The sequence below is a fragment of the Actinomadura sp. 6K520 genome, assembly GCF_004349245.1.
Taxonomy (GTDB): Bacteria; Actinomycetota; Actinomycetes; order Streptosporangiales; family Streptosporangiaceae; genus Spirillospora.
Genome location: NZ_SMLC01000017.1, coordinates 20,650 through 44,359 on the forward strand (window position 1 = coordinate 20,650; position 23,710 = coordinate 44,359).

Consider the following 23,710-nt stretch of genomic DNA (forward strand, 5'->3'; position numbering starts at 1 on the left):
GCTCTGTGACCTGCGAGAACTTGACACAGGTCGAACTCGTGTTCGAAATTGTGCGGAGGGATGAAGGGAGGGCGACCGTGCCGGAGGCGGTGCTGCGGGAGCTGGTGCGGGACACGGTGCCGCCCGGTGCGGGGGACACGCTGCCCGTGCTGCCCGCGCTCAGGCCCGCCGTCCCCGGCGGGCTGCGCCCGGGGTCGGTCGTGGGGCTGCGGGGGCCCGGCGCAGCGTCCCTCGGTCTCGCCCTCGTCGCGGGCGTGTCCCGGCACGGCGGCGAGGACGGCACCGGCGGCTGGTGCGGTGTCGTCGGCGTCCCGGAGTTCGGCGTGGCCGCCGCGGCCGGCATGGGGGCCGCACCGGAGCGGCTCCTCCTCGTCGACGAGCCGGGCGAGCGCTGGCCGGACGTGGTCGCCGCGCTCTGCGAGGCCGTGGACCTGATCCTGCTGTGCCCTCCGGAGCGTCCCGGCGCCGCGGCGGTCCGCCGCCTGTCGGCGCTGGCCCGCAAGCACGGGTGCGTCCTCACGCTGACCGGCGCGTTCGCCGGCGACTGGGCGGGCACGCGCCTCCGGCTGCGCCTGGAGGGCGGGGTCTGGGACGGTCTCGCCGACGGCCACGGCCGACTCACCGGCCGCCGCGCCGAGGTCGTCGCCGAGGGCCGCGACGCCCCCGGCCCGGGCCGCCGGGCCCGTGTCTGGCTCCCCGCCCCGGACGGCACCGTCACACCGGACGAGACGGTCCGGCCACCGCTGGAGCTCGTCCCCGAGCCCGTCGCGAACGGCGGACCCGTCCACCGGGCGCCGTCCGGTGTCCCGCCGCGAGTGCGCGTGCCGGTCGAGGAGGGAATCGCGTGACGCGGGTCCTGGTCGTGTGGTGCCCGGACTGGCCGGCCACGGCGGTGGGGGTGGACGCGTCCGCCGCCGGGGCGGTGGTGGAGAAGGGCCAGGTGGCGGCCTGCACGGCGGCGGCACGGGCCGAGGGGGTGCGGCGGGGCCAGCGGCTGCGGGACGCGCAGCGGCGGTGCCCGGAGCTGGTGGTGCGGGAACGCGACCGCGACGCGGAGGGGCGGCTGTTCGAGACGGTCGCCGGGGCTGTCGCGGAGCTCACACCGCGCGTCGAGGTGGTGCGGCCGGGGCTGTGCGCGCTGCCCGCGCGGGGCCCGGCGCGGTTCTACGGGGGCGAGGAGGCGCTGCGCGTCCTCGTCCAGGACACGGTCGTGGAGGCCGGGTACGACTGCGGGGCCGGCGTCTCGGACGGGCTGTTCGCCGCGGAGCTGGCCGCGCGGGCCGGGCAGGGCGGCGTCGTGGTGCCGGAGGGCGGCGCGGCGGCGTTCCTCGCGCCGTACCCGCTGTCGGTGCTGGACCGGCCGGAGCTCGCCGATCTGCTGCGGCGCCTCGGCGTCAAGACCCTGGGGGACTTCGCGGCGCTGCCGTCCGGGGACGTCGCCGGGCGGTTCGGAGCGGACGGGACGCTCGCGCACCGGCTGGCCAGGGGCGAGGAGCCGCGCCCGCTCGCGCCCGTCCGCGCCGCCGCCGACCTGTCGGTGCGCGCCGCGTTCGAGCCGCCCGCCGAGCAGGCCGAGCGGGTCGTGTTCGGGGCGAAGCGGCTCGCCACCGAGCTGCACGAGGGGCTCGCGGCGGGCGGGCTGGCCTGCGTCCGGCTGGAGGTCGCGGCCGGGTTCGCGGACGGCCACGTGCTGCGACGGCTGTGGCGCCATGACGGCCTGTCTGCGCTGGCGGTGGCCGAGCGGGTCAGGTGGCAGCTGTCGGCGTGGCAGCCGCGGGGCGCCCAGGCCGAGCACGTGTGGGGCGGGGTGACGTGGCTGGAGCTGGTTCCCGACCAGCTCGTCCCGGACGAGGGGCGGCAGGAGGCGCTCTGGGGCCGCACCACCGTCACCGACCGGATCGCGCGGGCCGCCGACCGCGTCCAGGCGCTGCTGGGCCACCGGGGGATCACCCGCCCGATGCTGGTCGGCGGGCGCGGGCCGGGCGAGCAGGTCGTCCGGGTGCCGGTGGGCGATCTGGCCCCGGCCGACCTGCCGGAGGGGCCGTGGCCGGGCCGGGTCGGGGCGCCGGCCCCGGCGGTCGTGCCGGTGGCGCCGCCGGGCGCCGAGCTGCTCGACGCGTCGGGCGGCGCCGTGGTGGTGTCGGCGCGGTGCGAGGTGTCCGCGCCGCCCGCCACGCTCACCGTCGGGGGCCGTCCCGCCGCGGTCACCGGGTGGACGGGCCCGTGGCCCGCCGACGAGCGCTGGTGGGACCCCGGCCGGGCGCGGCGCCGCGCGAGGTTCCAGGTCACCACGGACGACGGCGCCGCCTACCTGCTCGCCGTCGAGGGCGGCCGGTGGCACGTGGAGGCCGTCTATGACTAGGTCTCACCGGAGCGGTGGCGGCTGATGGGGTGGCACAACCCGCCGATCCCGTGGCGGGAGTTCGAGGAACGGCTGTCGTGGCGGCCCTCCAGGCAGCGGGCGGCGGAGCCGCCGGAGGCGCCCCCGCCGCCCCGCCGCGAGACCGGGGACGTGCCGTGGGCGGAGCTGCACTGCCATTCGTCGTTCAGCTTCCTCGACGGCGCCAGCGACCCCGGCTCGCTGGTCGCGGAGGCGGCGCGGCTCGGCGTGGAGACGATGGCGATCACCGACCACGACGGCATGTACGGGGCGGTGCAGTTCGCGCAGGCCGCGGCCGAGGCCGGCATCGGGACGGTGTTCGGCGCCGAGCTGGGCCTCGGCCTGCCCGGGCCGCGAACCGGTGCGCCCGACCCGGGCGGACGGCATCTGCTGGTGCTCGCGCGGGGCGCCCCCGGGTACGCGCGGCTCTGCTCGGCGATCACGTCCGCGCAGCTCGCGGGCGGGCGGAAGGGCCGTCCCGTGTACGACCCGGCCGCGCTCGCCGGCGCCCACGACGGGCACTGGGCCGTGCTGACCGGCTGCCGGAAGGGCCCGGTGCCGGCGGCGCTGGCGGCGGGCGGGCCGGACGCGGCGGAGCGGGAGCTGCGGAACCTGACCGGCATGTTCGGGCGGGAGAACGTGTTCGTCGAGCTGATCGACCACGACCAGCCGGACGACGACCACCGCAACGACGCCCTGTTCGAGCTGGCCGCGCGGGTCGGGTGCGGCGCGGTGGCGTCGAACAACGTGCACTTCGCGGCGCCGGGCGCCGACGCGCGGCTGGCGCAGGCGATGGCGGCCGTCCGCGCCCGCCGCGGCCTCGACGACATGGCGGGCTGGCTCCCGGCGGGCGGCACGGCGCATATCCGGAGCGGCGCCGAGATGGCGCGGAGGCTGGCGCGGTTCCCCGGCGTCCTGGAACGGACCGCCGCGCTCGGCAGGGAGTGCCGGTTCGGCTTCGGCGTCGTCGCGCCCCGCCTGCCGGACTGGCCCGTCCCGGACGGGCACACCGAGGCGAGCTGGCTGCGCCACCTGGTGCGGGAGGGCGCGCTCAAGCGGTACGGGCCGCCGGAGCGGGAACGGGTGTCCGGCGCGCACGAGCAGATCGCCAGGGAGCTGGACGTCATCGAGCAGCTCGGTTTCCCCGGCTACTTCCTGATCGTGCACGACATCGTGGAGTTCTGCCGCGGCCGGGGCATCCTGTGCCAGGGCCGGGGGTCGGCGGCGAACTCGGCGGTCTGCTACGCGCTCGGCATCACCGGGGTCGACGCCGTCCGGCACGGGCTGCTGTTCGAGCGGTTCCTGTCGCCGGGCCGGGACGGGCCGCCCGACATCGACCTGGACATCGAGCACCGCCGCCGCGAGGAGGCCATCCAGTACGTCTACGGGAAGTACGGGCGCGAGTGCACCGCCCAGGTCGCGAACGTCATCACCTACCGGCCGCGGATGGCCGTGCGGGACGCGGCACGCGCGCTCGGGTTCTCCCCCGGCCAGCAGGACGCCTGGTCGAAGGGCGTCGACCCGCGCGACCCGGTCGGCGCGGAGAGCGACGTCCCCGCGCCGGTCATGGAGCTGGCGAACCGGATGCTGGCGCTGCCCCGCCACCTCGGCATCCACTCCGGCGGCATGGTGATCGCCGACCGGCCCGTCGGGGAGATCTGCCCGATCGAGTGGGCGACGATGCCGGGCCGCAGCGTCCTGCAGTGGGACAAGGACGACTGCGCGGCGGCGGGGCTGGTGAAGTTCGACCTGCTCGGCCTCGGCATGCTCGCGGCGCTGCACGACTGCTTCGACCTCGTGGCCGGGCATCACGGGCGGCGGTACGACCTGCAGTCCGTCCCGCCGGACGACCCGCTCGTGTACGACATGCTGTGCGACGCCGACACCGTCGGGGTCTTCCAGGTGGAGTCGCGGGCGCAGATGGCCACGCTGCCGCGGCTGAAGCCCCGCGAGTTCTACGACCTGGTGGTGGAGGTGGCGCTGATCCGGCCCGGGCCGATCCAGGGCGGTTCCGTCCACCCGTACCTACGGCGCCGCAAGGGCATGGAGCCCGCGAGCTGCCCGCATCCGCTGATGGAGCCTGCCCTGTCGCGGACGCTGGGCGTGCCGCTGTTCCAGGAGCAGATGATGCAGCTCGCCGTGGACTGCGCCGGGTTCACGCCGGCCGAGTCCGACCGGCTCCGGCAGGCGATGGGCGCCAAGCGCGCGCCCGAGCGCGTCGAGCGGCTGCGACGGAGGCTGCTGGACGGGATGGCGGAGCGCGGCATCCCCGCCGACGTCGCGGAGAGCGTGTACGAGAAGATCCTCGGCTTCACCGGCTTCGGCTTCCCCGAGTCGCACGCGCAGAGCTTCGCGCACCTGGTCTACGCGAGCGCCTACCTCAAGAGGCACTACCCGGCCGCGTTCACCGCCGCCCTGGTCCGGAACCAGCCGATGGGGTTCTACAGCTCGCAGAGCCTCCTGGCGGACGCCCGGCACCACGGCGTCGTGGTCAGGGGCGTGGACATCAACGCGAGCGGCGTCCACCCGACGCTGGAGGAGCCGATACCGGTCGACTCCGGCCATCCGCACGCGCCCGCCGAGCCGCAGCCCGCGATCCGGCTCGGTTTCGCCGGCATCCGCAACCTGGGCGAGGAGTCGGCGGAGGCGATCGCGGCGGGCCGCCCCTACACGAGCATGGAGGACCTCGCCCGGCGGGTGCCCCTGTCGGCCGGGGCACTGGAGGCCCTGGCGACGGCGGGCGCGTTCGACCGGTTCGGCCTGTCCCGGCGTGCGGCGCTGTGGGCGGCGGGCGCGCTGGCGGGTTCCGGCCCGGGGCGGCTCGAAGGGGTGACGCCGGGCGCGGCCGCTCCCCCGCTGCCCGCGATGACGCCGATCGAGGAGACACTCGCCGACCTGTGGGCGACGGGCGTCTCCCGCACCCACCCGGTGGCGCACGTCCGGGAGGCGCTGGACGAGCTGGGCGCGCTGTCGTCCAGGCGGCTCGCCGGGACACCGGGCGAGACCAACGTCGTCGTCGCCGGGCTCGTCACCCACCGGCAGCGCCCGCCGACCGCCGGCGGCATCGTGTTCATGACGCTGGAGGACGAGACCGGCATCATCAACGTGGTGTGCCCGCCACAGGTGTTCCGGCGGCACCGCGGCCTCGCCGTCGACTCGCAGGCGCTGCTGGTCAGCGGGCGGCTGGAACGCACGGACGGCGTCACCAGCGTCCGCGCCACCCGCCTGCGCCGCCTGCCGGTGCCCGGCCGCGTCCGGGCCAGGAACTTCCACTGATCCGTATCCACCGGGCACGCGCTAGAACCTTGGGCCGTCCTCTGACATCGTAAGGAAAAGTTGGGGCCGCGTGCCGCCGCGTCGGCGGCCGCCAAGACGCGGCTCGTGGGCGGAAGGTGGACGGCATGGACGGCCCGCGAGCGTCTTCTCTGCGCGAACTGCGCCCCGAGGACCCCACGCGGATCGGCCGGTACCGGATCGAGGCCAAGATCGGCGAGGGCGGGATGGGCGCGGTGTACCTCGGCCGCGACCCCGGCGGGCGCCAGGTCGCGGTGAAGGTCGTGCGGTCCGCGCTGGCCGACGACCGGACGTTCCTGGCCCGCTTCCACGACGAGGCCGCCAACGCGCAGCGCGTCGCGTCGTTCTGCACCGCGCAGGTCCTGGAGCACGGCGACGACCTCGGCCTCGCCTACATGGTCACCGAGTACATCGACGGCCCGTCCCTGCTGGAGCACGTCACCGAGAACGGTCCCCTCTCCCCCGGGATGCTGCACGGCGTCGCGGTCGGGGTGGCCGCCGCGCTCGTCGCCATCCACAGCGCCGGGCTGGTGCACCGCGACCTCAAGCCCAGCAACGTGCTGCTGTCCATTTCCGGGCCGCGCGTGATCGACTTCGGGATCGCGCGGGCGCTGGACGTGGCGTCCGCGCACACCCGGACCGGCCAGGTCGTCGGCACCCCCGGCTGGATCGCCCCCGAGCAGATCACGACCCAGCAGGTCACCCCGGCCGTGGACGTGTTCGCGTGGGGGTGCCTGGTGGCGTTCGCGGCGAGCGGGCACAACCCGTTCGGGCAGGGCTCGTTCCAGATCCTGGCCGCCCGCGCCGTGCACGCCGAGCCGGAGATCGGGGACCTGCCGCCCGCGCTGGCGGGACTGGTCGGGTCCGCGCTGCGCAAGGAGCCCGAGCGCCGGCCGAGCGCCCGCGACCTGCTGCTCGGCCTGGTCGGCGGCGCCGGCGAGGCCGCGGTGACGACGGAACTCGGCGAGACGTGGACGGCCCCGCCGGACGACCCGGCCGTCACCTCCCGCGACGCCGGCTCCCCCGCAGCCGGACCACCCGCGGCTGCCGGGCCCCCGGAGGCCGAGGCCCCGGAAGCCAGGGCCCCGCAAGTCAAGGCGCCCGGCGTCCCGGCTCCCGCGCCGGTGACCCGGCTGGCGCCGGAGTGGCCGCTGGAGCAGCCCGCCCCCGAGCCCCGGGCCGAGTCCCGGGCCGAGCCACGGACAGAGCCACGGCCCGGGCCGCGAACCGAACCGCCCGGCGTGCCGCCCACCGAGCGGCAGTTCGCCGTGCCGCCGCCCGTCCTCCCCCCGGTGACCGGCGGGCAGGCCCGCCGGGACGGGCCGTCCCGGCGCACCACGCTCATCGCTTCGACGCTCGTGGGGGTGCTCGTCGCCGGGGCGGTGGCCGGGGGCCTCTACTACTTCACCCGGCCGTCGGACGAGCCGGAGCGGCGGACCGGGCCGGCGGCGTTCCCGTCCGAGCCGCTGCTCGTGCGGCTGGACACCGAGCCGGGCTGGCCGAAGACGTGCCACGCCGACATCGGCCTCTTCAAGCCGGGCGAGGCGTCCGCCACCACGCTCGTCGGCGGCGACCGGTGCGAGATGCTGCCCGAGCCGTCGCCGGACGGCGCGCGCATCGCGTTCACCCGGACGGGCGGCGGCAAGAGCGAGGCGTGGGTGATGAACGCCGACGGGAGCGGCGCGCGGAAGGTCACCGACATCGCGGGCGGGCGGGTGGCCTGGTCCCCGGACGGCACCCGGCTGGCCTACATGGGCAGGGACGGCGACACCCGCCAGATCTTCACCGTCGCCCTGGACGGGCGGGAGGTCACGCAGCTCACCGACGACGACTCGGTCAAGGACGACCCGATGTGGTCGGCCACGAAGAAGCTCGTGTTCTGGAGCAAGCGGGACGGCACCGAGCAGATCTACACCCTCGACCCGGGGCGCCCGGGGTCGGCGTGGACGCGGCTGACCGAGGACGGCGTGCGCTCGGTGGACCCCGAATGGTCCCCGGACGGATCGAAGATCGCCTTCACCCGGGGCTCGCCGGAGCACAGCTCGATCTGGGTCATGAACGCCGACGGGTCCGGGGCGCGCGCCGTGACCACCGGCGGGCAGGACGACATGGACCCGGCGTGGTCCGCCGACGGGCGCTGGCTCTGCTACGTGCGCGGGTCCCTCGCCGACCCGGTGGTCCACGCCGTCCGGGCGGACGGCACCGGCGACCGGGTTCTCACCCCGGAGGGCCGCACGTTCGGCCACCCGAGCTGGATGTAGCGCCGCGGGGCCGCACGTTCCGGGCGGGTCAGCCGGTGATGGTGTCGAGGCGGCGCAGGATCACGCCCTCGCGCAGCGCCCACGGGCAGACCTCCAGCTCGCCGAGCCCGAACAGGTCCATCGCGGCGTCGGCGACGATCGCGCCGGCGAGCAGTTGCTGGGCGCGCCGCTCGGAGACGCCCGGCAGCCCGGCGCGCTCCGCGGACGGCATCGGCGCGAGCTTCTCGGCCCACTCGGTCAGGTCGGTGGCGGCCAGCACGCGCCGCTGGAGGGGCCCGTCGGCCGTGGGGGCGGCGCCGCCGATCCGGGCGAGCTGCTTGAAGGTCTTGGACGTGGCGACCGCGTGGTCGGCCGCCCCGTACCTGGCGACGTCGCCGACCCGGCGGGCGATCTCCGTCCGGACGTCCCGGCGCAGTTCGCGGACCTCGTCCGGGTGCGGCGGATCCGCGGAGAAGCGGGTGCGGGTGAGCCGGCCCGCGCCGAGGGGCAGCGAGAACGCCACGTCCGGCTCCTCGTCGATCCCCGACGCGACCTCCAGGGAGCCGCCGCCGATGTCCACCACGAGCAGCCGCCCCGACGACCAGCCGAACCAGCGGCGCGCGGCGAGGAACGTCAGCCGCGCCTCCTCCTCGCCCGACAGCGCCCGGATGCCGATCCCCTTGTCCGCGCGGATCCGGGCGAGGACCTCCTCGCCGTTGGCGGCGTCGCGCACGGCGGAGGTGGCGAACGCGAGGAGGTCCTCGACGCCCTTGTCCTCGGCGACCCGCAGCGCCTCGTCGACGAAGTCGCGCAGGAGCGCCTCGCCCTCCCCGGTCAGGCGGTCCGCGTCGTCCAGGTGGTCGGCGAGCCGCAGATCCGCCTTGTGGGAGTACGCCGGGAGGGGCCGGGCTCCCCGGTGGGCGTCCACCACCAGCAGGTGCACGGTGTTCGAGCCCACGTCCAGCACGCCGAGTCGCATGGAAGAAAACTATCGGACGGCTTTCCCCGGATTCGGGATGACCAGGGCGAAACCCCCGCGGCCCGGATGTTTCCGCACGTGAGGCGGGGGCCGGGTCACACCACTGTCACCGCCGCGCGGACCCCGGCGGGTCAGCGCGGCGGCGGTTCGGGCAGCTCGTCCGGCCTCGGGTAGGAGCTCTGCGCGCCCCTCTTGCGGACGGCGGCGGCGCCCACGCGGGTCGCGTAGCGGGCGGCGTCCCGCAGCGTGTCGCCGCGGGCGAGCCGCAGGCAGAGCGCGGCGGTGAACGCGTCGCCCGCGCCGGTCGTGTCGACGGCCTCCGCCTTCGGCGACGGGATGGCCGCCGTTCCGTCGCCGTCCGCGACCACGACCCCCGCCGCGCCGAGCGTGACGACGGCCGACCGCGCCCCGGACCGGACGAGCGCCTCCGCCGTCTCCTCCGCGCGCTCGCGCGCACCGCCCAGCAGGTAGGCGGCCTCGTGCTCGTTGACCACGAGGGGGTCGCAGCGGCCGAGCAGCCCGTCCGGGACGGGGGCGGGCGGCGACAGGTTGAGCACGACCCGCCCGCCCGCCTCGGCGGCGGCGCGGGCGGCGGCCTCCACGGCGGGCAGCGGCACCTCCAGCTGGCACGACACGACGGACGCGCCGGTGATCATGTCGCGGGCCGCGGCGATGTCGTCCGGGGCGAGCCGGGCGTTGGCGCCGGGCGAGACGATGATGCTGTTGTCGCCGTCCGGCCCGAGCGTGATCAGCGCCACCCCGCTCGGGGTGCCCTCGGTGACCGTGAGCCGGCCGAGGTCCACGCCGGCCGCGGCGAGCGCGCCGCGCAGCAACTCGCCGTGCCCGTCGTCGCCGATCCGCCCGACGATGCCGACCCGCCCGCCGAGCCGCGCCGCCGCCACGGCCTGGTTGGCACCCTTGCCGCCGGGGTGGGTGGCAAGGTCGGAGCCGAGCACGGTCTCCCCCGGTGCGGGCCTGCGGTCGACGCCGACCACCAGGTCCGCGTTGACCGAACCGACGACGACGACTTCCCAGCTCCGCGAGCGTTCTTCGTTCACGGGACAACCGACTACACGCGCCGGGCCCTCCGGCGCAACCCGGAGGCGGTCACCGGGTGTGCAGCTCGGCCAGGTCGACCACCTCCGCCAGGCTCTCCACGGACGGGTAGTAGCCGCGCCCGACGAGCGCCCCGTTCCGCGTCACCAGGAACGCGCTGTGCCCCAGCACGCCGGCGCGCTCGGCCAGCACCCGGTGCGCACCGCTCAGCCGCACGGCCCGCACCCGCAACCCGCCGGGCCCGGTCCAGCTCCCCGCCCCCTCCCCCATGCACAGAAAGTTACATCAAGTCACGATCCGTGACGTAGGTGGGTCTTGCCGGGCCCGCCTCTCGAAACAGGTAATGGCAGCGGTCAGGGGCTCACCTCGACGAGCTCGATCTCCAGGAGGTCGGCGAGGGCCTTCAGATCGGCGACGCGGTGGCCGGTGCCGAGGGCCCAGTGGTGGGAGATCCCGGTGGCGCTCCACGCGTCGGTCCACTCGCCGGGGTCGCAGCCGAAGTCGACGCGGGACGTGGTGTTCCCGATCCGCAGCAGGGGCCCGTCCACGGTCTCGCCCTCGGACGCGGCGAACGCGAACCGGCCGTCGCGGCGCTGGATGATCCCGAACGCGGTGACGGGGCCGTGCTCGACGTCGAACTCGACGGACACGCCGTAGCCGCGCTTGCCGTGGTAGACGCCGAGGCCGCGCAGCAGCGGGCGGCGGGCGCTGATCGCGAGGTGGGCGGGCCCGTCGTGGCCCATCTCGACGTGGCCGCGGTGGAAGTCCAGGGCCTGCAGCTCGGTGAACGAGCCGCCCGCGCCGAGCCGGTCGGCGATCAGCATGGCGAGGGACGTGCGCAGCTCGTACTCGCCGGCCGCCGGGATCCCGCGGGCGGTCAGCAGCGACGCGCCGAGGATCATCCCGGCGCCGAGCCGCTCGTGGATCTCGCCGTCCAGGCCCCGGTGGTAGTAGGCGAGGCTGTCGAGCCCGAAGTCCGCCACGAGCCTGTCGAGGCCGGCCGCGACGCGGGCCGCCCAGGTCAGGTCGTCGTCGTTGACGGACGGGTCCAGCTCGAAGATCTTCTCCGCCTCGGCCTTCTTCGCCGCGGTCTCGGCGCCGGTGACCTGCTCCACCCGGACGCGCAGGTCGTCGAACTCCAGCACCTCGACGTGCCCGCCGAAGTTGGCGCTGACGAGCGTCAGGTCGGTGGAGACGTCCAGCATGCCCGGGTACAGGTGCCCCATCAGACCGTGCCTGCCGCGGCGCAGCGCGGCCCGCACCCCGGCGGCCCGGACCCACCGGCCGATCTTCGTCCAGGCCCGCTCGTCCTCCAGATACCCGGAGACCGAGCGGAACGGGACGCCGTGGCGCTCGAACGCGTTCGCCATCTCCGGCAGCGGGCAGGCGCCGCAGTAGGCGAGCCACTGCCCGGTGTCGAAGGCGGCGTGGTCCATCGACTCGGCCGGCTGCAGGTTGATCAGCAGGACCGGGGCGTCCGCCCGCTGCGCGACGGGGACCAGCATGGACGCGGTCATGTAGGTGGTGAGGAAGCCGACGATGATGTCGCAGCCCGCCGCGCGGAGCTTCTCGGCGGCCGCCGCGCCCTCCTGCGCGTCGGAGACGAACCCGGCGTCGACGACCTCGGCGCCCAGCCCGCGCATCCGTTCCGAGACCCGCTCGGCGGACCGCCGGAGCTGCGGCAGCAGGTCGGGGAACTGGGGCCAGTAGGCGCCCAGCCCGCCGGCCACCAGGCCGACCTTGACCGGGTGGCCGGTCACGGGCCGCAGTGCGTTGTCCGTCATCATCCTCCTGTCGGTCCCGTCAGCGCAGGAACGCGGCGGCGACGCCGGCGTCCACGGGGATGTGCAGTCCGGTGGTGTGGGTCAGGTCCCCGCCGGTGAGGGCGAAGACGGCGGCGGCGACGTGCTCGGGCAGCACCTCGCGCTTCAGCAGCGTCCGCTGCGCGTAGAACTCGCCGAGCCTCTCCTCCTCGACGCCGTACACGGCGGCGCGCTCGGCGCCCCATCCACCGGCGAAGATGCCGGATCCGCGGACCACCCCGTCGGGGTTGACGCCGTTGACGCGGATGCCGTGCCCGCCCAGTTCGGCGGCCAGCAGCCGGACCTGGTGGGCCTGGTCGGCCTTGGTGGCGCCGTAGGCGACGTTGTTCGGCCCGGCGAACACCCCGTTCTTGGACGAGATGTAGACGATGTCGCCCCCCATCCCCTGGTCGATCATGACGCGGGCGGTCTCGCGGGAGACCAGGAACGAGCCGCGCGCCATGACGTCGTGCTGCAGGTCCCAGTCGGCCGCCGTCGTCTCCAGCAGCGGCTTCGAGATCGACAACCCGGCGTTGTTGACGACGAGGTCGACGCCGCCGAAGGCGAGGACCGCGTCGCGGACGGCCGCGGCGATTTCATCTTCGGACGTGACGTCGGCGCCGACGGCGACGGCGGCGTCCGAGGGGCGGAGCGCACCGGCGCCGATCTCGGCGGCGACCTTCCCGGCGGCCGCGGCGTCCCGGTCGGCGACGACGACGCAGGCGCCCTCGGCGGCCAGGCGGCGGGCCGTGGCCGCGCCGATGCCCGAGCCGCCGCCGGTGACCAGCGCGACCCGCGTGGCGAGCGGCTTCGGCCGGGGCATCCGGCGGAGCTTCGCCTCCTCCAGTTCCCAGTACTCGATGCGGAACTTCTCCGCCTCGTCGATCGGCGCGTAGGCGGACAGGGCCTCCGCGCCGCGCATCACGTTGATCGCGTTGACGTAGAACTCGCCCGCGACCCGGGCGGTCTGCTTGTTCGCGCCGAAGCTGAACATGCCGACGCCGGGCACGAGGACGATCGCCGGGTCCGCGCCGCGCATCGGCGGCGAGCCCGGGGCGGCGTGCCGCTCGTAGTAGGCCGCGTACTCCTCGCGGTAGGCGGCGTGGAGTTCCCTGAGGCGGGCCCGGACGTCGTCCAGCGGCGCGTCCGGCGGCAGGTCCAGCACCATCGGGCGGACCTTGGTGCGCAGGAAGTGGTCCGGGCAGGACGTGCCGAGCGCGGCGAGCCGCGGATGCTCGGCGCGGGAGACGAAGTCGAGCACGGTCCCGCTGTCGGTGAAGTGCCCGACCTGTGGCCGGTCGGTGGACGCCAGCCCCCGGAGCAGCGGGAACAGCGCGGCGGCGCGGGCGCGCCGCTCCTCCTCCGGCAGCGTCCGGTGGACGACATCGCCGAACGGGTCGGGCTTCCCGTGCTCGGCGATGTACGCCTCGGCGGTGCGGATGATGTCGAGGGAGTTGTCCCCGCACTCCTCGCTGGTTTCGCCCCAGGCGGTGATGCCGTGCCCGCCGAGGATCACGCCGATCGCCTGCGGGTTCGCCCTCTTGATCTCGGCGATGTCCAGGCCGAGCTGGAATCCGGGACGCCGCCACGGCACCCACGCGACCCGGTCGCCGAAGATCCGCCGGGTGAGCTCCTCCCCGTCCGCCGCCGTCGCGATCGCGATGCCGGAGTCGGGGTGCAGGTGGTCGACGTGCGGGGCGTCGACCAGGCCGTGCATGGCGGTGTCGATCGACGGCGCCGCGCCGCCCCTGCCGTGCAGGCAGTAGTCGAACGCGGCGACCATCTCGTCCTCGCGCTCGACGCCCGGGTACACGTCCACCAGGGCGCGCATCCGGTCGAGCCGCAGGACGGCCAGGCCCTGCTCGGTGAGGGTGCCGAGGTCGCCGCCGGAGCCCTTCACCCACATCAGCTCGACGTCGCGGGCCGTCACGGGGTCGGTGACGGTGCCCTTGGCCGAGGCGTTGCCGCCCGCGTAGTTGGTGTTGCGCGGGTCCGAGCCGAGGGTGTTGGCCCGTGCCAGCAGCTGCTCCACCTCGGGTGGAGTGGCGGTCATGGATGGTCTCCTCACGTGCGTGCGTGGAATCGGTAGGTACCGGAGGCGGCCTCCAGCCGGACGACGTCCCCGTTGGCGCCCTGTCCGGCGCCGGTGACGCGCACGCCCTCGGCGGAGGTCACGGCCCGCCCGCTCTCGGTCACGCGTTCCACGGCCGCGGCGGGCAGCTCGATCTCGGCGGTGGCGCCGACCGGGACGGTCACGTCGAGGGCGAATCCGGAGCCGGACCGCTTCCAGCGGACCGAGACCGGGCCGTGCGGGGTGGGGGTCGAGGCGTTCACCGAGGTCAGGTCGCCCAGCGGCTGCGGTGCGATCCTGACGCGGTCGAAGCCGGGCGCGGCGGGCTCGATCCCGGCGAGATCCTCGGTGTACCACTCGCCGACGGCGCCGCCGAGGAACACGTGGCCGCGGGACCGGGCGTCGAGGTCCCAGCGCTCCCACAGCGTGGTGGCGCCGTTGTCGACCCAGTAGCCCCAGCTCGGGTAGGTGCGCTGGTCGGCGACCCGGTAGGCGAGGTCGCCGTGGCCGCGTGCGGTCAGCTCGGTCAGCAGGTACTTGGTGCCGAGCGCGCCGGTGTTGAGGTGGTCGCCGCGCTCCTCCACGTCGCGTACCAACCGGTCGGTGACGGCCTTCTGCGACTCCTGCGGCACCAGGCCGAGGGCGAGCGCGATCAGCGCCGAGGTCTGCCGGTACCCGGGGTCGGTCGAAGTGACGTAGGCGTCCCCGCGCAGGAACGCCTTGTTGAACGCGTCCCTGATCCGGGCGGCGGTGGCCCGGTAGCGGCCGGCGTCGTCCGCACGGCCGAGGACCTCCGCCACGTTCGCGACGATGAGCGTGTTCGAGTACGTGTAGGCGGTGCCGTGCAGGCGCGCGTCCTCGGGGGTGTTGCCGCCGTACCCGGGTGCGAGGTAGTCGTTCAGGCTGCTCGGGTACAGCCCCTCGCCGTCCGCGCGGCCGAGCCAGCCGTCGAGGTAGGCGCTCATCGCGGGGTAGTTGGCGGAGAGCACGTCCCGGTCCCCGTACCGCCGGTACATCTGCCAGGGGATCTCGGTGAACGAGGCGTGCCACGGCGGCGCCTGGCCGTAGGAGCCGAGGCCCCAGCCGTTGTCGGGAACGATCGCCGGGACGAGCCCGCCGGGACCCTGGCTGTCGCGGTGATCGGTCATCCACTTGGCGAACAGGCGGCGCAGGTCGTACCGGTCCATCTCCATCTCGGCCATGAGCTGGGCGTCGCCCGTCCAGCCGTTCTTCTCGTACATCGGGGTGTCGGTGGGGATGCCGTGCCAGTTGTTGAGCACGGTCTGCCGGGTGATCTTCTCGACCGTGTTGAACAGCGGGTTGGAGCTGCGGAACGCGCCCGCCGAACGCAGGTCGCTGTGCACCTCGCGGCCGTCGAGGTCGCCGACGGCGGGCGGCTCCCCCGGCCACCCGGTCACCTGGACGTACTGGAACCCCTTGTAGCTGTAGCGGGACTCCCAGGTCTCGGTCCTCCCGCGTCCGGCCAGAATGTACTCGTCGGTCTGGAAGCGTCCGGTGACCAGTCCGTTGCCCGCCTGGACGGTGCCGTCGGAGTGGAGCCGCTCACCGTACTTGAGGCTGATCTTCGTGCCCTCGGGGCCGCGGACACGGAGACGGGCCCAGCCGGCGGTGTTGTGCGGCATCTTGAAGACGTGGACGCCCGGCTTGGGGTTGGTGACCGCGACGGGGCGGAGGGTCCGGGTGACCCTGATCGGCTCGTGTTCCTCGGGTACGACCGCGGCCGCCGGGGCCCCGAGGGTCGCGGCCTGCTTCCAGGCGGAGGCGTCGAAGCCGGGGCGGTCCCAGCCGGGCTTCTCTTCCCGGGCGTCGTAGGTCTCGCCGCCGTAGAGGGAGTCGTAGCGCACCGGCCCCTCGGCGTGCCGCCACCGGCCGTCGGTCGCGACGGTCGAGGTGGTGCCGTCGTGGTAGGTGACGATGAGCTGCGCCAGGAGCCGGGGCTCGGCGGTCCAGGGGGTGTCGTGCCACTTCCACACGTTCTCCTGGGTCATGCCGTAGAAGCCGCGGCCGAGCCGCGCCCCGATCACGTTGTCCCCTTGCCGCAGCATCCGGGTCACGTCGCGGGTGACGTACTGGACGCGTTTGTCGTAGCGGACGAAGCCGGGTTGCAGTACCTCGTCCCCGACGCGCCTGCCGTTCAGGGACAGCTCGACGTAACCGGCCGCCGCCGCGTACAGCCGCGCCTTGGCGACCTTCTTGCCGGGGACGGTGAAGTCGCGGCGCAGGAGCGGTTCCGGAAGAGTGGGCTTCTCGGGCCTCACCTCGCCCCAGGGGGCGCCGCCCCAGGCCGTCAGCACCTTCGCCTTCGCCCAGCCGACGTCGTCGAAGCCGGCGGCCCGCCAGTCGCCGGCCGGCTCCTCGTTCGCCGAACGCCAGTCCGCACCGGTGTCGAACCGCTCGGGGTCCTGGCCGGGCAGTTCCAGCCGTCCGAGGAGCCCGGCGGGGCTCGGCCTGCCGTTGGCGGCCTCGACGGCGATGACGTTGCGGCCCTCGCGAAGCTTCGAGGTCACGTCGACCACGATGGGCCGCTTCCAGTTCTCCTGCGCCGGGTCGGGGTCGCGTCCCCCGGCCTCGGCTCCGTTCACCCAGGCGGTGAAGCCGTCGTCGGCGGTCATGACCAGGCGGGCGCCGTCGGGAACCGACGCCAGGTCGAACGTCCCGCGGAAGTAGCGCGTCGCGGCGGGCGCCTCGGCCGCCGGGTCTCCCTCGGGGTACCAGATCCAGCTGGTGCCGGCGAGGTCGGGGCTGGACGCGGCGTCGCCGGGGGCGCCGATCCACGAGCCGCGCCAGCCGTCCCCGGCGAGCGCGGTCTCGAACCAGGTCTCCTCGCTCCAGCGCGTCCAGTCGCCTTCGGCGTCGGCGACCTTGACCCGCCAGGTGTAGCGGGTGGCGGGCTTGAGCGCGGGCCCGCCGTAACGGACGTCGTAGGAGCTGGCCCCGGACACGGGTCCGGAGTCCCAGACCCTGCGGTCCCCGTCGGCGGTGGCGACGGAGATGCGGTAGGCGCTCTGCCGCTGGCCGCGCTCCTCGGAGGTCAGCAGCCAGCCGAACCGGGGCTTCGGGGCGGACACGGCGATCGGGGTGGTGGCGTGTTCGGTCTCCAGCCCGGCGACCCGCAGCTCCGCCCCTTCCCGCGCGTGCGCGGGTGCGGCGAGGGAGACGACGAGCCCGGCGGAGACGGCGGCGGCGGTCCAACGGCGTTTCGAGGTGGGGGGCATCCTCAGCGTGCTCCTTCTCGGCCTGCTCCGGCCGCGATCGTGGTCAGGCGCCCCAGCCGGCGGCCTGTCCGTCCTTGCGTTCCTCGACGACGCGCTCGTAGTAGCCGGACGCCTTGTAGGCGGCGACCGGGTCCGGGTCCAGGCCCATCTCCTCGCGCAGTTCCGCCAGCAGCGGGCGGACGTCGGTGTTGTAGGCGTCCATGAACACCGCGTTGGCTTCGAGCACGTCACCCGACGACTGCGCGGCCGAGAGCGCCTCCCGGTCCACCAGCAGCGCCTTCGCGGTGGCCTCCTGGACGTTCATCACCGAGCGGATCTGGCCCTGGATCTTCGGCTCGATGTTGTGGCACTGGTCGAGCATGAACGCCACGCCGGTGTCCCCATGCTCTTGCCGGGGGGCGTGGGGGGTCGCCCCTCCACCGGTGTAGGCGTCGTAGCCGCCGCCGCGCACGACCTCGTACATGATCCGGAAAAGCTGGAACGGGTCGGCGGCGCCGACCATCAGGTCGTCGTCGGCGTAGAAGCGGGAGTTGAAGTCGAACCCGCCGAGCTTCCCCTCCCGCAGCAGGAACGCGACGATGAACTCGATGTTCGTGCCGGGGGCGTGGTGCCCGGTGTCCACGACGACCTGCGCCTTCGGGCCGAGCTTCAGGCAGTGCGCGTAGGAGGCGCCCCAGTCGGGCACGTCGGTCATGTAGAACGCGGGCTCGAACAGCTTGTACTCCAGCAGGAACCGCTGGTCGTCGCCGAGCCGCTGGTAGACGGCGGCGAGGGCCTCGGCCATCCGGTCCTGGCGGGCGCGGATGTCGTCCTGCCCCGGGTAGTTCGTGCCGTCCGAGAACCACAGCTTGAGGTCGCGCGAACCCGTCATGTCCATGATGTCGACGGCTTCGAGCAGGTGGTCCAGGGCCTTGCGGCGGACGGCGGGGTCGGGGTTGGTGACGCTGCCGAGCATGTAGTCGTCGTCCTGGAAGACGTTGGTGTTGACGGCGCCGATCCGCACCCCCTTCTCCTCGGCGTGCGCGGAGAGCGCGGCGTAGTCGTCGACCTTGTCCCAGGGGATGTGCACGGCCACCCTGGGCGCGACGCCCGTGAAGCGGTGCACCTGCGCGGCGTCGTCGATCTTCTCCTGCGGGGTGCGCGGCACGCCCTGCTGGGCGAAGACCTTGAACCGGGTCCCCGAGTTCCCGTACGCCCACGAGGGAGTCTCGATCTGCTGGCGGCGCAGGGCGTCCTTCACCGCGCTGGTGTCGTTCACAAATTGCCTCTTTCAGTCTCTCTGGGGGACGACCCCCAGACCCCCCGGAAGGGTTAGTCCAGGTGGAAGACCTCGGGGAGCGGCCGCATCCCCTCGTCGGGGCGGCCGTCGAGGTCCTCGAAGTACGGCGCCATCTCGGCCTGCCACCGCGCGTTGACCTCGGTGCGGGCCATCCGCTCCTGCGCGGCCTCGAAGTCGTCGGTCTCCAGGTAGCCGACGAGGAGGCCGTCCTCGCGCAGGAACAGCGAGTAGTTGTGCCATCCGGATTCGCGGAGGGCCGCCCGCATGTCGGGCCAGACCGCCTGGTGGCGCAGCTTGTACTCCTCCAGGCGGTCCTGCCTGACCTTCAGCAGGAAGCAGATCCGCTTCCGGCGCGAAGAGTCGTCCATGTGCTCGGAACTTCCGGGTGGCTCAGAAGTCGTAGTCGTCGATGTTCTTCTTCTCGAAGACCGTCGGCGGGCCGAGGACGATCTCCCCGTCGGCGCCGATGGTGCGCTCGCCGAGCTTGCCGGCCTTGAACTTCTGGCCCTGCTCGCCGGTGATCTGGCCGGACGCCAGGGCGCCCGCCGCGTATCCCGCGAGGTAGCCGAGGTTCGCCGGGTCCCACAGCGCGAACTTCTCGACCGTGCCGTCCTTGACGAACTTGCGCATCTGGTTCGGCGTGCCGAGGCCGGTCAGCGCGACCTCGCCCTTGTACTGCGAGCCCGAGATGTAGCGGGCCGCGGCGGCGATGCCGACCGTGGTCGGCGAGATGATGCCCTTGAGGTTCGGGTACGCCTGCAGCAGGCCCTGCGTCTGCTGGAACGACTTCTGGTCGTCGTCGTCGCCGTAGGCCACCTTGACGAGCTTCATCTTCGAGTACTCGGGCTTCTTCAGCTCGTCCTGCATGAACTTGATCCACGTGTTCTGGTTCGTGGCGTTCGCGGTCGCCGACAGGATCGCGATCTCGCCCTCGGCGCCGATCTGGTCGGCGAGCAGCTTGACCTGGCTGCGGCCGATGTCCTCGGAGGACGCCTGGTTGATGAACACGTCCCGGCAGTCGGGGTTGGTGTCGGAGTCGTAGGCGACGATCTTGATGTCCTTGGACATCGCCTGCTTGAGCGGTCCGCACACCGCGTTCGCGTCGTTGGCGGCGATGAGGATCGCGTCGTGCCGCTGCTGGATGAGCGTGTTGATGTAGGAGACCTGCGAGGACGCCGAGGCGTCGGACGGGCCGACCTCCTTGGCCTCCGCGCCGAACTCCTTGGCCGCCGCGATGCCGGCGTTGTCGACGATCGTGGAGTAGGGGTTGTTGACCTGCTTCGGCAGGAACGCGATCTTCAGGCCCTGCTTCATCGGCGCGTTCGGGTCCGCCGTGGCGTTGCCGCCCGACGTGCCCTCCCCGGACGCGGACGAGGAGTCCTTGGTGGTTCCGCCGCAGGCGGCCAGGCCGAGGGCCAGGACGCCCGCCGCCGCCGTGGCCGTCAGCCGGGCCAGCGGCCGTCGCGGGGCGCGCGAACGAGTGGTCATCTGGGTGCCTTTCGATTCCGGGTCTTGCTTCAGGGGTGGGTGGAGGGTCACGGAACGGCGGCGGGGGGCGCGGATCTCGCGCCGCCGCGTCTGCCGCGGGCCTCCCGCGCCACGGCGATCAGCCGCGGCGTGAGGACGCTGATGATGAGCAGCAGGCCGGTGACGATCGACTGGACCTCGGTGGAGACGTCGTTGAGCATCAGCAGGTTGCGGAGCAGGCCGATCAGCAGCACCGCGGCGATGACGCCGCCGAGGGTGCCCTTGCCGCCCTCGAAGTCGACGCCGCCGAGCAGCACCGCCGCGATGACGGCGAGTTCCAGCCCGAGGCCGTTGTCGGCGCGGGCGCTGCCGTAGCGGAGCGTGTAGACGATGCCGGCGAACCCGGCGACCAGGCCGGACACCACGAACAGGAGCAGCTTGATCCGCTTGACGCGGATGCCGGCGAAGTAGGCGGCGTCCTCCTGCGCGCCGATCGCGAACAGCGACCGCCCGATGCCGGTGGCGTGCAGGACGACGCCGGTGACGATGGCGAGCAGCACGAACAGCGCGACCGGGTACGGGACCGGGGTGCCGGGGACGGTCGAGGTCGCGAGGTCGGTGTAGGTGGACGGGAACTGGGAGATGGCGCCGGTGCCGAGCGTCACGTAGGCGAGGCCCCGGTAGAGGGTCATCGTGCCGATCGTGACGGCGAGGGACGGCAGTCCCAGCTTGGTGACGAGCAGCCCGTTGACGAGCCCGCAGACGACGCCGACGGCGAGGACCAGCGGGATGATCGTCTCGATCGCCATGCCGCCGTCCCACATCTTGCCGGTCAGCGCGCTGCACAGGCCGAGGATGGAGGCGACCGACAGGTCGACCTGCCCGCACACGACCAGCAGCGTCATCGGCAGCGCGATCAGCGCGATCTCGCTGAGGTCGAGCAGCGCGAACGACAGGTTGCCGTCGCTCGCGAAGTCGGGCGAGAATCCGGCGCCGCCGAAGAACACCGCGACCAGCAGCACGGTGATGGCGGTCTCCCACCGCACCAGGTGTCCCAGCCGGGTCATGACCGGTCCTTCCCTTCCGCCGCGGGCACGTCGTGGTGGACGGTCGACTCAAGGGATCGCTGTTTCAGCGCGCGGGTGACGCGGAGCGCCAGCAGCCGGTCGACGCTGATGGCCAGCAGCAGGAGGACACCGGTGATCGCCTCCTGCCAGAACGAGTTGACCTTGAGCACCACCAGCACGCTGCCGATGGTGGTGAGCAGCAGCGCGCCGAGCGCGGCCCCGTACACGGTGCCGACGCCGCCGGTGATCGCGACGCCGCCGACCACGACCGCGGCGACGACCGTCAGCTCCCAGCCGTGCGCGGCGTCCGCGACGACGGTGCCGAACCGGGCGAGCCACAGCACCCCGGCGAGTCCCGCGAGCGCGCCGCTGACCAGGTAGGCGGTGAGGATGCGGCGGCGGATCGGGACGCCGGCGAGCAGCGCGGCCTCGGGGCTGGAGCCGATGGCGTAGAACTCGCGCCCGGACGAGTAGGAGCGCAGGTAGTAGCCCACGGCCAGCATGACGGCGACGGTGATGATCGGCAGGTAGGGGATGCCGAGGACGCCGTCGCTGCCGAGGCCGAGCACCGACGCGGGCAGTTCGGACGCGCTGATCTGGTCGCCCTGGGCGATGCGGTAGTCGAGCCCCTGGATCACGTACAGCGTGCCGAGGGTGACCACGAGGGACGGGACCCGGCAGAAGCTGACGAGCAGGCCGTTCACCAGCCCGCACGCCAGCCCGATGAGGACGCCGATCACGAGCACCAGCACGACGTTCCGGTCGCCGCCGGAGGCGAACTTGCCGGTGGTGAACGCGACGAGCCCGACGACGGAACCGACCGACAGGTCGATGTTGCGGGTGACGACGACCACGCTCTGCCCGACGGCGAGCAGCACCAGGATCGAGGCGTTGAGGAAGATGTCCGTCACGCCCTGCCCCGACAGGAACCGCGGGTTGGCGATCGTGGTGCCGACGACGAGCACGACCAGCGCGCCGAGGATGCTCAGCTCGCGGGCGCGCAGGACGAGTTCGACCAGGCGGCGCCCGCCCCCGCCGGCGCCGCCCGATCCCGGCCGGGCCGGAGACTGGGTGAGTACGGTCATCGGCTCAGGCCGCCCTTCCGGTGCCGGCCCGGCCGGTCGCGGCGGCCAGCACGCTCTCCTCGGTCGCCTCGGCGCGCGGTATCTCGGCCGCCAGCCGGCCCTCGTGCATGACGAGGACGCGGTCGGCCATGCCGAGCACCTCCGGCAGGTCGGAGGAGATCATCAGCACCGCGATGTCCCGCGCGGCCAGCTCCGACAGCAGCCGGTGCACCTCGGCCTTGGTGCCGACGTCGATGCCGCGGGTCGGCTCGTCCACGATCAGGACGTCCGGCTCGGTGGCCAGCCACTTGGCGAGCACGACCTTCTGCTGGTTGCCGCCGGACAGGACGCCGACGGCGTCGGTGAGCCGCGAGTACTTGAGCTGGAGCCGCAGCCCCCAGTCCGCGGCACGGCTCCGCTCGACCCTCCGGGAGATGAGGCCGCCGCGGCCGGTCTCGCGGCGCAGCGTGCGCAGCTGGGTGAGACCCATGTTGCGTTCGATGGACATGTCCATGACCAGGCCCTGCTGGCGGCGGTCCTCGGGGACGAGCGCGAGCCCCGCCGCCATCGCCGCGGTCGGGCTGCCGGACGGCAGCGGCCGGCCGGAGACCTCGACGGACCCGGCGTCCCGGCGGTCCACGCCGAAGACCGCGCGGGCGACCTCGCTGCGGCCCGCGCCGACCAGCCCCGCCAGCGCGACGATCTCGCCGCGGCGGACCTCGAAGGAGACGTCGGTGAAGGCGCCCTCGCGGGTCAGCCGGGACACCCGCAGCGCGACCTCGCCGGGTACCACGTCCTGCTTGGGGTAGAGCGCGTCGAGGTCGCGGCCGACCATCCGGCGGACGAGGTCGTCGGGGGTGAGTTCCGCGGTCGGGTCGGTGGCGACGTGGGCGCCGTCGCGCAGCGTGGTGACGCGGCGGCACAGGCTGAAGATCTCCTCCAGCCGGTGCGAGATGAACAGGACGGCGCAGCCCGCCTCGGCGAGGGTGCGGGTCACCGCGAACAGCCGGTCGGCCTCCTGGCCGGTGAGCGCGGCGGTGGGCTCGTCCATGATGAGGACCCGCGCGTCCCGGGAGATGGCCTTGGCGATCTCGACGACCTGCTGGTCGGCGATCGACAGCCCGCGGGCGGGCTGCCGCGGGTCGAGCGCGACGCCGAGCCGCCGGAACAGCTCCGCGGTCCCGGCGTGCACGGCGCGGCGGTCGATGCGGCGCAGCGTGCCGCGCGGCTGGCGGCCCATGAAGATGTTCTCCGCGACCGACAGGTCGGGGAACAGGGTGGGCTCCTGGTAGATGACGGCGACGCCGGCGGCCTGCGCGTCGGCGGGGCCGTGGAACGTCACCGGCTCGCCGTCGACCCGGACCTCGCCCGCGTCCGGGCGGTGCACGCCTGCGAACGTTTTTACGACCGTGGACTTGCCCGCGCCGTTCTCCCCGGCCAGCGCGTGCACCTCGCCCGCGTGCAGCTCCAGGGTGACGTCCTGCAGAGCGCGCACGGCGCCGAACGACTTGCTCACGTTGACCAGTGCCAATGTCGGCGGCGCCGACCGGCCGGGTGCACCCATCGCGGCCCTCCTCGCGGGGCACGTCTGTGCCGTACGAATGAAAAACGTTTTAACCAGATGTTGCCGAGGACGCTAGAGACAGCCCGCGCGGCCGTCAAGAGGGCGGTGTCCGGAAAGTTCGGCCCGAACGTCGCGCAGGCCCGGTAACGCAAGGGTTAGGAGATTTTCCAGATCGATCACCGCCGCGCCCCGCCGCCGGAAGCCGCACCCC

Annotated in this window: 16 protein-coding genes; 4 read left to right on the forward strand and 12 right to left on the reverse strand. The window is 73.9% G+C overall.

Annotation, left to right across the window (positions count from 1 at the left end; all coding sequences use genetic code 11):
- Positions 1–77: 77 nt before the first annotated feature.
- From E1289_RS38040 to E1289_RS07165, 4 genes are all read left to right on the forward strand, one after another.
- Positions 78–848, forward strand: coding sequence for a hypothetical protein (locus tag E1289_RS38040; RefSeq protein ID WP_165970378.1), 771 nt, complete (start codon positions 78–80; stop codon positions 846–848).
- The gene (locus tag E1289_RS07155; protein WP_131976573.1) at positions 845–2,362 is read left to right on the forward strand and encodes a DNA polymerase Y family protein; all 1,518 of its coding nucleotides are present in this window, start codon (positions 845–847) and stop codon (positions 2,360–2,362) included. The genes E1289_RS38040 and E1289_RS07155 overlap by 4 nt, the downstream gene beginning before the upstream one ends.
- 24 nt (positions 2,363–2,386) lie before the next feature.
- The gene (locus E1289_RS07160; protein ID WP_131976575.1) at positions 2,387–5,656 is read left to right on the forward strand and encodes an error-prone DNA polymerase; all 3,270 of its coding nucleotides are present in this window, start codon (positions 2,387–2,389) and stop codon (positions 5,654–5,656) included.
- A gap of 125 nt (positions 5,657–5,781) precedes the next feature.
- Positions 5,782–7,935, forward strand: coding sequence for a protein kinase (locus E1289_RS07165; RefSeq protein WP_131976577.1), 2,154 nt, complete (start codon positions 5,782–5,784; stop codon positions 7,933–7,935).
- 28 nt (positions 7,936–7,963) lie between these two features.
- On the opposite strand, the gene E1289_RS07170 is transcribed toward E1289_RS07165, so the two are convergent.
- The 12 genes from E1289_RS07170 to E1289_RS07225 all read right to left on the reverse strand — a co-directional run bounded on the left by E1289_RS07170 (position 7,964) and on the right by E1289_RS07225 (position 23,499).
- The gene (locus E1289_RS07170) at positions 7,964–8,893 is read right to left on the reverse strand and encodes a Ppx/GppA phosphatase family protein (RefSeq protein ID WP_131976579.1); all 930 of its coding nucleotides are present in this window, start codon (positions 8,891–8,893) and stop codon (positions 7,964–7,966) included.
- A gap of 131 nt (positions 8,894–9,024) precedes the next feature.
- A complete protein-coding gene (locus tag E1289_RS07175) occupies positions 9,025–9,951 on the reverse strand; it encodes a ribokinase (protein ID WP_131976581.1) in 927 nt (308 codons plus the stop codon).
- A gap of 49 nt (positions 9,952–10,000) precedes the next feature.
- Complete coding sequence (locus E1289_RS07180) at positions 10,001–10,219, reverse strand: hypothetical protein (RefSeq protein WP_131976582.1); 219 nt, start codon at positions 10,217–10,219, stop codon at positions 10,001–10,003.
- An 83-nt stretch (positions 10,220–10,302) separates the two neighbouring features.
- Positions 10,303–11,733, reverse strand: coding sequence for an L-fucose/L-arabinose isomerase family protein (locus E1289_RS07185; RefSeq protein ID WP_131976584.1), 1,431 nt, complete (start codon positions 11,731–11,733; stop codon positions 10,303–10,305).
- Between the two features lie 19 nt (positions 11,734–11,752).
- Positions 11,753–13,804, reverse strand: coding sequence for a bifunctional aldolase/short-chain dehydrogenase (locus E1289_RS07190; RefSeq protein WP_131976586.1), 2,052 nt, complete (start codon positions 13,802–13,804; stop codon positions 11,753–11,755).
- Positions 13,805–13,815: 11 nt separating this feature from the next.
- A complete protein-coding gene (locus tag E1289_RS07195) occupies positions 13,816–17,058 on the reverse strand; it encodes a family 78 glycoside hydrolase catalytic domain (RefSeq protein WP_131976588.1) in 3,243 nt (1,080 codons plus the stop codon).
- A gap of 43 nt (positions 17,059–17,101) precedes the next feature.
- Entirely contained in the window at positions 17,102–18,316 is a 1,215-nt protein-coding gene (gene rhaI / locus E1289_RS07200) for an L-rhamnose isomerase (RefSeq protein ID WP_131976590.1), read from the reverse strand.
- 53 nt (positions 18,317–18,369) lie between these two features.
- Positions 18,370–18,705, reverse strand: a complete 336-nt coding sequence (locus tag E1289_RS07205) for an L-rhamnose mutarotase (RefSeq protein ID WP_131976592.1) — start codon at positions 18,703–18,705, stop codon at positions 18,370–18,372.
- A gap of 22 nt (positions 18,706–18,727) precedes the next feature.
- Positions 18,728–19,825 (reverse strand): rhamnose ABC transporter substrate-binding protein, encoded by a 1,098-nt coding sequence (gene rhaS / locus E1289_RS07210; RefSeq protein WP_131976594.1) that lies wholly within the window; start codon positions 19,823–19,825, stop codon positions 18,728–18,730.
- Positions 19,826–19,872: 47 nt separating this feature from the next.
- Positions 19,873–20,871: an ABC transporter permease gene (locus tag E1289_RS07215; protein WP_131976596.1), complete on the reverse strand. Its 999-nt coding sequence runs from the start codon at positions 20,869–20,871 to the stop codon at positions 19,873–19,875.
- Positions 20,868–21,956 (reverse strand): ABC transporter permease, encoded by a 1,089-nt coding sequence (locus E1289_RS07220; RefSeq protein ID WP_131976598.1) that lies wholly within the window; start codon positions 21,954–21,956, stop codon positions 20,868–20,870. Before E1289_RS07220 ends, E1289_RS07215 begins: the two co-directional genes overlap by 4 nt.
- Before the next feature lie 4 nt (positions 21,957–21,960).
- Positions 21,961–23,499: a sugar ABC transporter ATP-binding protein gene (locus E1289_RS07225; RefSeq protein ID WP_131976600.1), complete on the reverse strand. Its 1,539-nt coding sequence runs from the start codon at positions 23,497–23,499 to the stop codon at positions 21,961–21,963.
- Positions 23,500–23,710 lie beyond the last annotated feature (211 nt).

What these genes read in the sequence shown, in the direction of transcription:
- E1289_RS07160 (WP_131976575.1), top strand. Translation starts at nt 2,387, where the DNA reads ATGGGGTGGCACAACCCGCCGATCCCGTGGCGGGAGTTCGAGGAACGG.
- E1289_RS07165 (WP_131976577.1), top strand. Translation starts at nt 5,782, where the DNA reads ATGGACGGCCCGCGAGCGTCTTCTCTGCGCGAACTGCGCCCCGAGGAC.
- E1289_RS07170 (WP_131976579.1), bottom strand. Translation starts at nt 8,893, where the DNA reads ATGCGACTCGGCGTGCTGGACGTGGGCTCGAACACCGTGCACCTGCTG.
- E1289_RS07180 (WP_131976582.1), bottom strand. Translation starts at nt 10,219, where the DNA reads ATGGGGGAGGGGGCGGGGAGCTGGACCGGGCCCGGCGGGTTGCGGGTG.
- E1289_RS07185 (WP_131976584.1), bottom strand. Translation starts at nt 11,733, where the DNA reads ATGACGGACAACGCACTGCGGCCCGTGACCGGCCACCCGGTCAAGGTC.
- E1289_RS07190 (WP_131976586.1), bottom strand. Translation starts at nt 13,804, where the DNA reads ATGACCGCCACTCCACCCGAGGTGGAGCAGCTGCTGGCACGGGCCAAC.
- E1289_RS07195 (WP_131976588.1), bottom strand. Translation starts at nt 17,058, where the DNA reads ATGCCCCCCACCTCGAAACGCCGTTGGACCGCCGCCGCCGTCTCCGCC.
- E1289_RS07205 (WP_131976592.1), bottom strand. Translation starts at nt 18,705, where the DNA reads ATGGACGACTCTTCGCGCCGGAAGCGGATCTGCTTCCTGCTGAAGGTC.
- rhaS (WP_131976594.1), bottom strand. Translation starts at nt 19,825, where the DNA reads ATGACCACTCGTTCGCGCGCCCCGCGACGGCCGCTGGCCCGGCTGACG.
- E1289_RS07215 (WP_131976596.1), bottom strand. Translation starts at nt 20,871, where the DNA reads ATGACCCGGCTGGGACACCTGGTGCGGTGGGAGACCGCCATCACCGTG.
- E1289_RS07220 (WP_131976598.1), bottom strand. Translation starts at nt 21,956, where the DNA reads ATGACCGTACTCACCCAGTCTCCGGCCCGGCCGGGATCGGGCGGCGCC.
- E1289_RS07225 (WP_131976600.1), bottom strand. Translation starts at nt 23,499, where the DNA reads ATGGGTGCACCCGGCCGGTCGGCGCCGCCGACATTGGCACTGGTCAAC.